The 13,414-nt window shown below is 57.5% G+C and carries 10 protein-coding genes; 5 read left to right on the top strand and 5 right to left on the bottom strand.

Annotation, left to right across the window (positions count from 1 at the left end):
• Positions 1 to 7: 7 nt before the first annotated feature.
• Complete coding sequence (locus HB633_RS18870) at positions 8 to 1,498, top strand: helix-turn-helix transcriptional regulator (protein ID WP_213779697.1); 1,491 nt, start codon at positions 8 to 10, stop codon at positions 1,496 to 1,498.
• Between the two features lie 226 nt (positions 1,499 to 1,724).
• Complete coding sequence (locus tag HB633_RS18865) at positions 1,725 to 2,501, top strand: FRG domain-containing protein (RefSeq protein ID WP_213779696.1); 777 nt, start codon at positions 1,725 to 1,727, stop codon at positions 2,499 to 2,501.
• 21 nt (positions 2,502 to 2,522) lie between these two features.
• Here the strand turns inward: HB633_RS18865 and HB633_RS18860 are convergent, their stop codons facing one another.
• From HB633_RS18860 to nadC, 3 genes are all read right to left on the bottom strand, one after another.
• Positions 2,523 to 3,866, bottom strand: a complete 1,344-nt coding sequence (locus tag HB633_RS18860; RefSeq protein ID WP_213779695.1) for an MFS transporter — start codon at positions 3,864 to 3,866, stop codon at positions 2,523 to 2,525.
• Between the two features lie 82 nt (positions 3,867 to 3,948).
• Positions 3,949 to 5,754: a phosphonate metabolism protein/1,5-bisphosphokinase (PRPP-forming) PhnN gene (gene phnN / locus HB633_RS18855; RefSeq protein ID WP_213779694.1), complete on the bottom strand. Its 1,806-nt coding sequence runs from the start codon at positions 5,752 to 5,754 to the stop codon at positions 3,949 to 3,951.
• 7 nt (positions 5,755 to 5,761) lie between these two features.
• Complete coding sequence (gene nadC, locus HB633_RS18850; protein WP_213779693.1) at positions 5,762 to 6,598, bottom strand: carboxylating nicotinate-nucleotide diphosphorylase; 837 nt, start codon at positions 6,596 to 6,598, stop codon at positions 5,762 to 5,764.
• A gap of 516 nt (positions 6,599 to 7,114) precedes the next feature.
• On the opposite strand from nadC, the gene HB633_RS18845 reads away from it, so the two are divergent.
• On the top strand, positions 7,115 to 7,597 hold the full coding sequence (locus tag HB633_RS18845; RefSeq protein ID WP_213779692.1) for a cupin domain-containing protein: 483 nt from the start codon (positions 7,115 to 7,117) through the stop codon (positions 7,595 to 7,597).
• 104 nt (positions 7,598 to 7,701) lie between these two features.
• Here HB633_RS18845 and HB633_RS18840 read toward each other — a convergent pair whose 3' ends face one another.
• Positions 7,702 to 9,885, bottom strand: a complete 2,184-nt coding sequence (locus HB633_RS18840) for a GAF domain-containing protein (RefSeq protein WP_213779691.1) — start codon at positions 9,883 to 9,885, stop codon at positions 7,702 to 7,704.
• 201 nt (positions 9,886 to 10,086) lie between these two features.
• On the opposite strand from HB633_RS18840, the gene HB633_RS18835 reads away from it, so the two are divergent.
• Positions 10,087 to 11,310 carry a GGDEF domain-containing protein gene (locus HB633_RS18835; protein ID WP_213779690.1) on the top strand — a complete coding sequence of 408 codons (1,224 nt, stop codon included), beginning with the start codon at positions 10,087 to 10,089 and terminating at the stop codon, positions 11,308 to 11,310.
• Between the two features lie 9 nt (positions 11,311 to 11,319).
• Here the strand turns inward: HB633_RS18835 and HB633_RS18830 are convergent, their stop codons facing one another.
• Positions 11,320 to 11,994: an HAD family hydrolase gene (locus HB633_RS18830; protein ID WP_213779689.1), complete on the bottom strand. Its 675-nt coding sequence runs from the start codon at positions 11,992 to 11,994 to the stop codon at positions 11,320 to 11,322.
• A gap of 217 nt (positions 11,995 to 12,211) precedes the next feature.
• Between HB633_RS18830 and HB633_RS18825 the strand changes: the two genes are divergently transcribed.
• The gene (locus HB633_RS18825; protein WP_213779688.1) at positions 12,212 to 13,411 is read left to right on the top strand and encodes a glycine C-acetyltransferase; all 1,200 of its coding nucleotides are present in this window, start codon (positions 12,212 to 12,214) and stop codon (positions 13,409 to 13,411) included.
• Positions 13,412 to 13,414: the final 3 nt, after the last annotated feature.

Raw genomic sequence — 13,414 nt, 5'->3', positions numbered from 1 at the left:
AACAATCATGAACGACCGCGTGCTACGTACCGAGACGGACAGGCGTCAACTCCAGCAGATCATTACCGGGCTGACCGAGGGCGTCATCCTGATCGAGCCGGATCAACGCATCTTGTGGGCGAATGAGGCCGCGCTCGGCATGCATGGCGTAGAAAATGTCAGCGACCTCGGTAAAGACGTAGCGGAGTATCGCGAAAGGTTCCGGCTTCGCTATCGCAACAACCATACTCTTTCAAGCGGGCAATATCCGATCGAACGCGTGATCGCGGGAGAATGTTTCAGCGACGTCGTGGTCGAGGTATTCCCTGCGGATGACGACTCGGTCAACTGGGTGCATCGGGTGCGCAGTCTTGTGCTGACAAACAGTCAGGGCGAACCGGACTGTCTCGCTCTGATCGTTCACGATGCGACCGAATGGGCGAGCGCCGAACAGCGCTTCGAGAAGACTTTCAATGCAAACCCCGCACCTGCCGTGATCTGCCGGTTGAGCGATCAGCGCTACATGAAGGTGAATCAGGGGTTCCTGGAAATGACAGGGTATGTTCGTGAAGATGTCATCGGACGATCAGTGTATGAACTCGATGTGTTCGAGAACGCCGAAAAGCGGGGCATCGCGATCGAACGCCTGAGTCAGGGCGCGACGATCCCGCAGATGGAAGCGGAGCTCCGCCTTCCGGACGGCGGTTTCAAGCCGGTCGTGGTGGCGGGACAACCGATCGATATCGGTGAGGAAGATTGCATGCTCTTCACCTTCATGGATCTGGAGCCGCGCAAGAAAGCAGAGAGCACGCTGCGTCAAAGCGAGGAACGGTTCCAGAAGGCGTTTCGCATGCTGCCGGTCCCGAGTGCCGTGGTGACCGCGGACGAGTTTGTCATTCTCGATCTCAACGAGGCCTTTACTGCAACGACCGGTTACGCGGCCGAAGATATCATTGGTCGGGCGGGCGCAGATGCCAATGTCTGGATGGGTGATGTCCGCAGCCGGCTTGCGAGTTTGCTCGAGACAGGTACCGGGGTTCGCAACGTCGAGTTCGACGTGCGCAAGAAGAATGGCGAGACGATTCGCTGCCTTGTATCGGCGGAATCGGTCAGCATCAACCGGCAGGATTGCGTGCTGATGGCGTGGCTCGATATCAGCGAACGGAAGCGATCGGAAATGGAACTCGTCGATGCCATCGAAGCGGTCATGCAGGACGCGTCCTGGTTCAGTAAGACGCTGATCGAGAAACTGGCGAATGTCCGGCGCGCCAACGCGCCGGAAACGTCTACAGGTCGGCTCGACGACCTGACTGCACGGGAGCGCGACGTATTCGACGCCCTATGTGAAGGTCAGGCCGACAAAGAAATCGCCAAGCACCTCAGTCTGGCATTGAACACCGTTCGCAATCACGTGGCGACCATTTACGCAAAGCTCGATCTTCACAGTCGTAGCGAGGTGTTGGTGTGGGCGCGCGAGAATGCTTATTTCGGCTCGGGGGATCGCAAGAACGGGCGGTAGATTGCCGCAATAGCTTATGGCCTGACTCGCAGGGAAAAGAGCTCTTTCACCAATTTCATTTTACATAATATAAATTATCAATATTATTTATGTGCCTACATGCTAGGCTTGAACGAATCGCCACCAAAATTTAAGTCCCTCCAGTCAGCTTTCCGCAAACTTAGATATCTACAATAGGTCCTGAATCCACCCACCCAAGAACTGCAACTCAAAGGAATCGGCAAAATTGGAAACGACCAAGGTCTCCAGCTGGCAAGAATTCACCGACCTGAGCCTCGCGCTCGACGGCTGGGCATTTCGCGGCCAGCAAGACGCCAACTGGTTGTTGGAGAGTTCACTCGCGCGCTATCTGTCCTCGTTCGTTCACATCGCATCGAATTGGCGGGTACAGGAACAGCGCGCGATTCGAATCTTCCGGCGCAAAGCACACACATACATTGCAGATGCACGCGTGCTCTCAGATGATCTTCGATGTCTTGGATTGATGCAGCATCATGGCGCGCCAACACGTTTGCTCGATTTCACCAAGTCTCCGTATGTAGCGGCGTTCTTTGCTTTGGAACGAGCCGTTGGCGAATCTGCTGTCTATGCGGTGAATACGCCGGCCCTCTATACCGACCGGGCGATCCCCAAAACGGCGCCGGACCTGACGCGTGAGATGATCGATCCACGCCGGGCTGGAAACTTCGAAAAGTATTTTCTTCCCGATACCAACCCGATCATCTGGTTCGGCGAGCCGACCGAGATGGACCGGCGCCTGATTGCGCAGGCGGGAACGTTCATGGTGCCGGGCCTTCTGCACGAACCGCTCGACAAGATCTTCGATCATTACGCGAGCGATGCCGATCTGGTCCACAAGATCGTCATTCCTTTGTCCGTCCGGGACGAAGGAATGCGTTCCCTTTACAGAATGAATATCACCAACGCGTCGTTGTTTCCCGACCTTGAAGGGCTTGCTCGTTCGATCGCACTCGAGCTCGAAGTCGTCTGGCCGAGGTTGTGAGCCGCCCTGCGTTGCCCATCATCACGATGGAACTTCTTCGGAAGCCTCAGCGCTGATGGCCGACGGGAGCCCCTTATTTGCCGACGTCGCAAGCTCCGCCGATGGCGTATCGAACAACGGTTTCTCGGGATGGACGAACAACCAGAGCACGGTCCCCAATCCCGCTGCCAGCGCAATGACAACCAGCGCGCTGGCCCAATTTCCGGTCAGCTTGACCATGAGCGCAACGCTCATTGGCCCCGCTACATTCGACGCCGCGCCCCACAGATTGGTCCAGCCCGACATCACGCCGGTGAAACTGCGCCCCAGATCCTGCGTGGCGGACCATACGACTACCTGTACGAATCCCACCGCAGCAAACGACAGACACAGGAATCCAATAACCGCTGCAATGTTGACGGCGAACGAGGCGAGGCACAGCGTCACCGCGCTGACGAGAAAACCCGCCATTGCGACCGGGACGCGGGCGGCCCAAACCGACTGACTCCGTTTCAGGATCTTGTCGCAGACGATGCCTGCTGCGAACACAGCGACGAATACTGCAATCCATGGCAGCGATGCCGCGAACCCCATCGACTTGAGCGACAGTCCCCGTGCGCGCATCAGATAAGTGGGCAACCAGGTCGTGTAGAAACTCTGGATCAATACCAGCAGGAAGTATTGGATGCCGAACAGCCAGAAACGCGGATGCTTCAGGCACTTCAGAAATACGCCCTTCGTCGCGACCTCTGATTCTGTTTGTCCGGCCGCGATATAGGCGGCCTCCTCGGCGCTGATCAATGGATGCTTTGCCGGGACATCGCGATAGCCAAACCACCATGCAACGCCGAGCAACATGCCGATGGCGCCGAACACGTAGAAGACGGAATGCCAGCCGAACTGCAGGATCATCCACGCGGTAAGCGGTGCCGAGACGATCGGCCCAAGGTACAGGCCCCCGAGAAGAAATGAGTTCCCCTTCGCGCGCTCACTTTTTGGAAACCATCGTTTGACCGCGAGCACGCCGCTCGACCAGTCGGCCGACTGGGCCCCGCCTAGCAAGGCGCGGCAACCGACGAGCCAGTTGAAGCCCACCCCTAGCGGCGTCAGAATCATCATGAACGACCAGAGCGCGCTTGTTCCGGCCAGTACCTTGCGTGAACCGTGACGCTCAGCCATTCGTCCCGCAGGAACCTGCCCCAGGGCATAAGCCCAGAAATATACAGTTAGGATTACCGACATTTCGACCAGCGACAGACCCAGCTCCTTCTGAATGGTAGGCGCCGCGATAGTCATGGCCGCCCGATCCAGCGTCATCACGAAGGTGATGGGAGCGACCAGCATCGAAACAATCCCCCACCGCAACTTGCCGATCTTGTTTGGCATTTAATCACTCCAGGTGATAACGGGTCACACGGATTATAGGAAACCAAAAGAAACTGGATTTACGTCCCCAAAATTCGAGGGGTCAAGCAGAAACCCTGACGGAGGGTGAGAACCGCTCCGCGGATATATCGTGCGTAGAAAGATGCCTGGCGGACTCCGCTGCAACGGATACACATTCAGCGTCGTCACCGTAGATCTGGAACAGCGCGTCGCCGGTCTCCACCACCTGGCCAACAGACACGAGCAGATCCACGCCGGCACTCAGGTCGTCCGGCGCACCCGCCGCGCGTGCTATGCCTGCAATCGCCCAACCGTCCACGCCCGTGATCACGCCGCTGTGTTGCGCAACGACCTTGCGCGAATATTTGCCGGGAGAAACTGGATGCGTGCGCCGGCCCTGTGCATCGATGATGCGTTCAAACGACGCGAGCGCCTTGCCGGATGCAAGCAAGGACTCGGCGACTTCGCGCCCCTTCGCAACGGTTCCCACGTCCGGTGCCCAAGCGAGAATTTCCGATGCAAACAGCAACGCTTTTTCGCGGAGATCGACGGGTGCATCTGCCGCGTTGCTCAATACCAGCCTGACGTCCCGCACTTCAAGCGCAGGCCCCACGCCGCGTCCAATCGGGCCTTTTCCATCGGTCACCATGGCCTTGACGTGCATGCCGAGGCCAGCGCCAACGTATTCGAAAAGCTGGCCCAGCGTGTGCGCCTCGCTTTCATCTTTCAGCTTGGCGCGAGGACCATAGGGCAAATCGATGATCACATGGGTGGACCCTGCCGACCATTTCTTCGAAAGAATGGACGCGACCGACCAGCGATTTGAATCGAGCCCGAGCGGCCGGGTGAACGCATTGATCCGGTCGTCGATCAACGAGTGATTCAAGCGCCCATTCCACGCAATGCAGCCGCGCGCCTCTTCCACGCACCGTTGCACTTCGGCTCGGGTGAGATCGACCCGGGCGACGGTATCCATTGCGTCCGCAGTGCCCGCCGCCGATGTGATCGCGCGCGATGATGTCTTCGGCATCGCAAGCCCGAACGCCGTGACAATCGGCACGACGATCAGCGTGATCCGGCTGCCGGGAATGCCACCCATTGAATGCTTGTCAACGAGAATCCGTTCATTCCATTCAATGCGAGGCGACAAGCTTGCGCGCACCTTTGCAAGAGCAAGCACTTCAGGGTCGCTCAGGTGCTGCGACGCATGGAGAAGGAACGCGTTGATATCGCGATCGGAATACCGTAGCGCGAGAATGTCGTCCAGCACTGCGCCATATTGCGTTTCATTGAGTGCATCGCCGGCAAGCTTGGCTTTCATTGCGGCCATGCTCGGCGCAGGCGGCTGAGTTGCGCGGTCAAGGGCTGCGACAAACCGTTCGATGCCCTCCTCCAGCGTTCCATCGTTCGATACCTTGACTACCTCCACATCCGCAGGGAAAGGCTCGACCTTGCGCATCACGCGCTGCCGAACCTCTTCCGGCGTCTCTCTGCCCCGCGCTAAAATGCGCTCGGCAAGCACGGACGCAGGCGCGCTCACTTCGACGACAACCATGCGCGGAACACGCGTGCGCAGCGCTTCGACCATCGCGCGGGACCCGTTGGCAATGACATGACGACCTTGGGAAAGGACATCGAGCAGTTCGCGGCGCAAGCCATATCTCAAGCCATGAGCCGACCATGTAATCAGGAATCCACCCTGACGTTCCAGCGCGGAGAACCCGGCTTCATTCAGCGCTTCGTGGTCCTCTCCTGGCGATCCGTGAGCCCGGGTAATGACCCTTCGGGCGATCACCAACGGACGATCTGAATCGCGCACCGCATCGATAAGCGAATCCTTGCCCGCACCGCTCGGGCCTACGACGAAAAAGAAGATTCCCTCGGACATGACGTGATTACTCCGCTTCGTCAAGACCGATGTCCACACACAAGGAAGCCTGATTGATCTTGCTCGTGGATATGTAGTCCACGCCTGTCTTCGCGATCTCGCCGATGGTCGAGAGATTGATACCACCCGATGCTTCCAGCTTCGTGCGGCCGCCGACGAGCTCCACAGCCTTTGACATTTCCTGCACCGACATGTTGTCGAGCATGATGACGTCCACGCCCGCGTCGAGCGCCTCTTGGACCTGTTCGAGCCGATCGCACTCGACTTCGAGCTTCGTCAATACTGGTAGTTGACGGCGCGCCCGCTGCACTGCTTTCGCGATGCCCCCGCATACCGCGATGTGGTTATCCTTGATCATCACGCCGTTATCAAGTCCAAGCCGGTGATTCAGGCCTCCACCGCACGTTACGGCATGCTTCTCCAACATGCGCAGGCCGGGAGTGGTCTTGCGCGTATCAATCAGACGAGCGCGCGTACCCTCGACCGCTTTTACATACTCGGCCGTCAGGTTTGCGATGCCTGACATACGCTGCACGATGTTGAGCGCCGTGCGTTCTGCTGTCAGTACGCTCCTTGCGTTGCCGCGCACATCGAGCATGACCGCGCCCTTTTTCAGCCGGTCGCCATCACTGACGCGCACCGTAACCTCCAGGGTCGGGTCATAGCGCTTGAACACGCGCGCCGCAACGTCGATTCCCGCCACGATCAGATCTTCGCGCGCGTTCATGTAGAACGCGCCGGTTTCATTTGCCTCGATCATGACCTGGGCGGTCAGATCGCAGTATCCGATGTCTTCCATCAGCCACATGTCGATCAACCGGTCAGTTTGAAATACGTCGTACATTGCCATCTCCCGAGTTTTTTAAATGAATTGAACAAACAAAAAATATGCGAAGAAACTACCCGCTGTTTCATACGTATAACTAAACATGCGCATTCGAATGTGAGCTGACAGCGCCGGCTCAATCCAAACTCATCTTTTAAATACGTTCTTCAAAATTTTTTGTACTTGACCTTATCGCAGGTTAACAATTTACTTAGTGCTCTAAGTTCATAAGTGAACTCTAGCGTACACATTATTTTTTTCCAAGAAGTTTTCGCATTGTTTTTGTGGTGCACGCATGCCATTTTCTGGGGATAAATTGCTGCACATGCACACTTAACGGGAAACCGCGGATGGACTAAGTTTCCACGAAGCGACGTTTTATCGACTTATATCTAGTGTGTACACTTTAATTTTCCGAATGAAAGCTGCTCCAGTTCCAGCGCAAGGGCAATCGCGTATAGCGGCTATCCTTGTCCGCGCCGTTCGCTCACCCTTCAGCCGGTATCATCATCGTTCTTGTAAGGAAAGACAAAAATGAGCCGACCCGAATTCATCAAACATTGGACTGAACTGGAAGAAGCCGAGGCACATGTGTATCGCGGCGACACTGAACGCATGGCGTTCGATGCGCCTCTTTCCGATGCGCTCGGTGTCACGCGTATTGGCATACATCATGTAAGACTTTCGCCGGGCCGGCGGACGTCATATCCGCACGCAGAAAGTACTGAGCAGGAGTTTGTGTACGTGCTCGAAGGCAAACCGGATGTCTGGATCGACGGCGTGCTGCACGCCATTGCGGAAGGCGATTCTGTTGCGTTCCCGGCAGGCACGGGAATCTGTCATACGTTCATCAACAATACGAAAGACGAAGTCAGGCTGATGGTGATCGGCGAGCGGCCGCGCGACGACAATCGCATCCGCTACCCGCTCAATGAAGCCCACGAACGTTCGCGCGCGGACCGCTGGATTGACTGGCCTGCCAGACCGATCGGCGGCCACAACGGTATGCCCGATTGAGGCGGGGCGCCTTTATCAGTCAACTTTCTTGATCAGGCGAACAGCGCCGGGCAAGCCTGCGGCGGCAAGGTGAAGTGGTTCTTGGCCGCCCTCCTTCGGCGCGTTTAAAGCGTCACGGTGAAACACGCTTCATTGTCGGTGAAAACTGCATCGAGCGATGCGCCGTGGCCTCTGACGATTGCATTCGCTATGTACAGGCCCAATCCCATTCCGCCCTTGTTGTTCGGATTGGCAAGCGCGCCGCTTTTGAATGGGTCCACCAGCCGCGCGAACGACACGGTTTGTTTGCGCAACAAGCGGTTGCGAATTGCAATCGATCTGAGCATACCGTCCGAGGTCGCCGTGATCCGGATAGGCTTGCTCATGTCTCCGTGCTGGCGCGCATTGTTGACCAGGTTGCCAATGGCTTGCGCAAATCGGTCTTCGTCGAGTTCGGCATCGCCCAGATCGGGGCAATCAGTTTCTATCGTGACGCCGGGATGTGTCTGGCGAAGCTGATCCACGGTGGTGTTCAACAATTCGTTAAGAGCAACTTTCCGGCGTGCCAGAATCAGGCCCATCCCGGCTCTGATACGGCTGACGTCGAGTATGTAGGTGATCAGCGATTGCATTCGTCGGGTCGATCCTTCTACACGCTGTGCCGCTTCCTGCGCACTTGCCAGACCGCTGCGCATGAGCTGGACCGCCAGATCCACCGATTGCAATGGATCGCGCAAATCGTGCGCCAGCGTGGCCAGAAGAATCATTCGTGCGCGATCCGCGTCTCGCAAACGCTCCAGCGCGACGTCCTGCAAGATGGACTTCAGTTCCCGCGCGGCGAATATGTCGGTCTCGTTCCAGGCGCGGCAACGTCCGGTCACAACCTGTTTCCATGACTCGAACGAAGCACGCGGCGTAAGGCGTGATCCGTGAGGCCCGAGCCCGACCACTTTATCGGGCGCTCCGGCCCAGTTGATCGTTTGCACGAGTTCATTGCGTAACCAGATGATCGTGATGCGCGCGTCGCCGTTCATCTGGATGGCAAGCAGTCCCGCAGCAACGCCCGTTGGCGTCATCGGCCTGATCAAATGCGGCAGTGCGCTGGCGAGCGAATCCATGACGATCAGGTCGGAATGCGCTTCATGCATGTGTTCCGCAATGCCCAGAAGCGCCGCCCGGTCGACAAGCCAGGGCGCATCGAGCATTATGGTCTGTCCATCGACGACAACCGCTACCGCGTCGCTTCCAGCCATCGCCGCAATACCGTTTGCTGCTGTCACGAGACCCGCCACAGGATCATCGGCCTGCCTCAATGCAAAGGCGACCTCCGCACCCAAGACCCGAACGCCTTGCTCGGCCGTAATCCGTTGCTCGAGTTCGAATTGCTGAAGCAGGATTGTCACGACTTCCATGAACAGGATGCACGACAGGCGGATTGCATGCGGCACACGGTGCTCGGTCATGTGGTGGCATGCAATCAAGCCCCAAAGACGCTCGTTGATGACAATGGAAATACTCATCGATGCCGCGACGCCCATGTTCTTCAAGTATTCGATATGAACCGGCGACACGGCGCGCAAAATCGAATGACTAAGATCATGAGGGCGGTTTGTCCCTTCGTTCAACACGGGCACGATGGGGACAGCAACGGCGTTGACCGATGATATCTGCCGGATCGGATTCAGCACATAAAGCCGGCGTGCTTGTGCGGGAATATCGCTGGCGGGAAAGCGTTGATACAGATACGAAACCAGATCTTCGCGCCGGGCCTCGCCCACCACTTCTCCACTATCATCCGGAAGAAAGCGATAGGCCATTACGCGATCGCAATCGGTCATGACCCGGACGGTGTCCGCGGCCGCTTGAAGAACTTCGTCCACCGATGCGTACTTGCGTTCCTGCAACCGCCGGATCGTGCGCCGTGCGAGCGCAGCATAATGCGCCAGCATGACAGTCTGGTCGGCGATATGCTCCCATTCGACCATCAGGTTATTGTCGGACCAATGCATGACGAGATCAAACCGCACACCGTCGCTTCTTTCCCACTCGACGCTGTCACTAGCGTGACTCGCGTCCTGTAGAGCGGCGTCGATGGCAATGCGCGCTGAGGCATTCAGATAGCCTGGCGTCAACGCCTCGCCGATTTCGGGCAACACACCCAACCAGAACTCTGCCGTGGCGCTGCGGGCCAGCACACGCCCGTCTGAGCCGAAACATATCAACGCCCCGTGCGGCTGGACACTCCCAGGGGCTTGAATGGGTTCGCTTTCACATGAGATGAGCGTATCGGTCTGGAGGCTATTGTTCATGTGACAGCTTACGCGCTGCACATGGGTTTGCTTAATGTATTTTCGGACGGGCGATTTCGGCTAAAGCGGAATTGAGCAAGAACGTCCATGGGAGTCGTTCGCGCACTAAATTAACTCTTAAACCGAACGCACTCAACTTGCACAAGATAAAAATGACTTATTATGTTGCCCCAAACGGGGACATCGAAAAAATGGCGAGAGATGGCAGAACTGACCGAAATTTCACGGTTTGACGCCGGGACGAATTTCAAACTCGACCGGATTTGGTCCGAGTTCGAAGACGCTTCTGTCGAGCACGAGTTTCAGCGCTATCAACGCATCGCGCACCATGCCGCGCTTGTGCGAACCCTCATTTTCTGCAGCCTTTTCTACGTCGCATTCGCCATCACCGATGTGGGTGCCCGCGGCTATTCCCGGGCAACTTTCATTCTTTGCCTGGCACGCTGCCTGGTCGCGCTGACCTGCGCGGTCTGCTTGCGCGCTGCAAATGCACGTCACAATTCCGTGCCGGCGCTGCGCGCGGCGGCGAGCGTGGTGGAGCTCGTCGGTTTTGCGGTGTTCATGCTGATAACCTGGTTGCGGCCGGGTGGAATGTCCGTTCACGACATGTCCATGTGCATCATGCTGATCGTTGCGTACAACTTCATTCCAAACAAGCTGATCTACGCGTTGATCATCAACGTGATCGCGACAATTTCATTTATCGCCATATCCTCGGCGTCCCGGATGCTCGACCCGTCGTCATTGCTGACTTCGTCAATGCTGCTTTTATTTACGAACGCGCTCGGCTATGTCACCGCCCGACGTCATAACCAGCTTGCGCGCGACGAATTCTGCCAGCATGCGTTGCTCAGGAATCTGTCGGTTCGTGACTACCTGACGAGTTGTTTCAACCGTCGTTATCTGACTGATGTGTTGTTCAACGCTGAACTTGAGCGAGCGCGCAAAACCAAATCGAAACTCGCGGTCGTCCTGTGCGATATCGATTTGTTCAAACAGATCAACGACAGTTTCGGCCACCCCGCGGGCGACGCGGTCATCCGTACGTTTTCGGCTTTGCTGCTGGCGCACACACGCCATGATGTCGACAGCGTCATCCGCTATGGCGGAGAAGAATTTGTCTTGCTGCTGCCGCGAACCGATATTGCCGGCGCTACGGCGCTTGCCGAACGAATGCGGCAAGCGTTTGAAATGGTGGCCTCGCAAGCGTGGGACGGCCGTGAGATACGCGCTACCGCAAGCTTTGGCGTAGTGGTCGTGGATTGCGCACGGGAGACGAAGCATGTGAGCGAGGACAGCGTGATCGGAGCCGCCGACGCGCAGCTCTATCGCGCGAAAGACTCGGGGCGCAACAGGGTATGCGCCAGCGCGTCACCAATAGCGACGGACCAGGACGCTGGCCAGGGAATGATCGCGGCAGTTTGAGGCGTGACGTCACGGTCGCGCCGCGACTTCGTCAAGGTGATACAGAAGGTCCGCGGGATCTTCGTACACGCGCAATGCGCCCGAGCGTTCAAGTTCTTCAGTGCCATAGCCGCCTGATAACAAACCGACACCAAGCGAGCGGCATCGGCGTGTGGCCAGCATGTCCCAGATGCTGTCGCCTACCACCACTGTATGTTCTATTGGCACGTTCAGGCGCTCCGCCGCCGCGATAAACAAGTCCGGGTCAGGCTTTGCATATTTCACGTCGTCACGCGTGACGACCAAGGCTTTGGCAGGATCGACGCCCAAGGCCGCGAGATTCACGGCGGCAGTTTCCATGCGTCCGCTTGTTGCAATGGCCCAGCGAGTGCCGGCTTGCGTGAGCGCGGCGAGGAGTTCGCGTGCGCCTGGCAACGGGCAAACCTGAGCGCGCAGACGCTGGTAAGCCTCAGCATGCGCGCGGCGCAAACGTTCTACCCGATCCTCGCTGATTTCGCCATGTGTCTCACGCAGCAACTGGTTGGTGAACAGGCCACCGCTCATGCCGATCTTGCGATGAATCCGCCATACCGACAACTCGATGCCTTCGGCATCAAGCGCTTCCTTCCACGCCAGAACATGCTGATAAACGCTGTCTACTAGCGTGCCGTCCAGATCAAACAAAAATGAAGTTTCGATTCGCATGATTTCTTCCGGTTAGTCGGGCGTCGGTCCGTACCACCTGTCCGATGTTGCGTCTTACGCTTTAGGCGGCGGTTTTAGCTAGCTTACGCTCAGATTGAATGTTCCGATTGCAGCTCGTTGCTAGAATGGATCCATAAAATGCTGTTCGGAATCGCCATTGAACGCAACGCCATCACAAGTGGCCAAGCGGAGCTTGCATTACAAAGGAGACTAATCCATGCATGATCCTTATATTACGCACGCGCGTAACACGCTCGATCAAATTCGCGCAGACGGTTTCTATAAGGCCGAGCGCGTCATATCGAGTCCTCAATCGGCCGATATCCGGCTCGCCGCCGGCGACGAAGTGCTCAACTTCTGCGCCAATAATTACCTCGGTCTTGCCAATGACCCGCGCTTGATCGCGGCAGCAAAAGCTGGCCTTGATCGTGACGGTTTCGGCATGGCGTCGGTGCGGTTTATCTGCGGCACGCAAAGCGTTCACAAGGAACTCGAGCAGGCGCTGGCGGCATTCCTGCAAACGGATGACTGCATTCTTTACTCGAGTTGCTTCGATGCCAATGGCGGTTTGTTCGAGACCTTGCTCGACGAATCCGATGCCATCATCAGCGACGAACTCAATCACGCGAGCATTATCGATGGCGTGCGTTTGTCGAAAGCAAAACGGTATCGATACAAGAATAACGACCTGAGCGACCTGGAAACAAAGTTGCGTGAAGCCGACGCAGCCGGTGCACGCTTCAAGCTTATTGCAACCGACGGCGTGTTCTCGATGGACGGGATCATCGCCAATCTTGCCGGCATCTGCGATCTCGCGGATCGCTATGGCGCGATGGTCATGGTCGACGATTCGCACGCGGTAGGTTTCATCGGCGAACATGGGCGCGGCACGCCCGAGCATTGCGGCGTGCTTTCGCGCGTCGACATCATCACGGGTACGCTCGGCAAAGCGCTGGGTGGCGCATCGGGCGGTTATGTTGCCGCGCGCCGCGAGATAGTCGAGTTGCTGCGGCAGCGCTCGCGGCCTTACCTCTTTTCCAACACGCTGACGCCAAGCATAGCCGCAGCCACGCTCAAGGTGCTCGAATTGCTCGCAAGCGACGAAGGCGCTCAGCTACGCTCTCGCGTCAGCAGCAATGGTGCGCACTTTCGCGATTCGATGAGCGCACTTGGCTTCACGCTCGTGCCCGGCGAACATCCGATCATCCCCGTGATGCTGGGCGACGCTCAAGTCGCATCCCGCATGGCCGATGCGCTGCTGCATGAAGGTGTCTACGTGATCGGGTTTTCGTTTCCGGTCGTGCCCAAGGGCCGCGCCCGCATACGCACGCAAATGAGCGCCGCGCATACGCCCGAACAGATCGATCGCGCCGTCGAAGCGTTTGCGCGTGTCGGCCGATCACTCGGCATCATCTAGGAC

The sequence above is a fragment of the Caballeronia sp. dw_276 genome, assembly GCF_018449635.1.
Lineage (GTDB): Bacteria > Pseudomonadota > Gammaproteobacteria > Burkholderiales > Burkholderiaceae > Caballeronia.
This window is presented reverse-complemented; position numbering and strand designations above follow the sequence as displayed.

Coding starts and splice junctions, on each gene's coding strand:
- HB633_RS18870 (WP_213779697.1), top strand. CDS start 8: ATGAACGACCGCGTGCTACGTACCGAGACGGACAGGCGTCAACTCCAG.
- HB633_RS18860 (WP_213779695.1), bottom strand. CDS start 3,866: ATGCCAAACAAGATCGGCAAGTTGCGGTGGGGGATTGTTTCGATGCTG.
- phnN (WP_213779694.1), bottom strand. CDS start 5,754: ATGTCCGAGGGAATCTTCTTTTTCGTCGTAGGCCCGAGCGGTGCGGGC.
- nadC (WP_213779693.1), bottom strand. CDS start 6,598: ATGTACGACGTATTTCAAACTGACCGGTTGATCGACATGTGGCTGATG.
- HB633_RS18845 (WP_213779692.1), top strand. CDS start 7,115: ATGAGCCGACCCGAATTCATCAAACATTGGACTGAACTGGAAGAAGCC.
- HB633_RS18840 (WP_213779691.1), bottom strand. CDS start 9,885: ATGAACAATAGCCTCCAGACCGATACGCTCATCTCATGTGAAAGCGAA.
- HB633_RS18835 (WP_213779690.1), top strand. CDS start 10,087: ATGGCAGAACTGACCGAAATTTCACGGTTTGACGCCGGGACGAATTTC.
- HB633_RS18830 (WP_213779689.1), bottom strand. CDS start 11,994: ATGCGAATCGAAACTTCATTTTTGTTTGATCTGGACGGCACGCTAGTA.
- HB633_RS18825 (WP_213779688.1), top strand. CDS start 12,212: ATGCATGATCCTTATATTACGCACGCGCGTAACACGCTCGATCAAATT.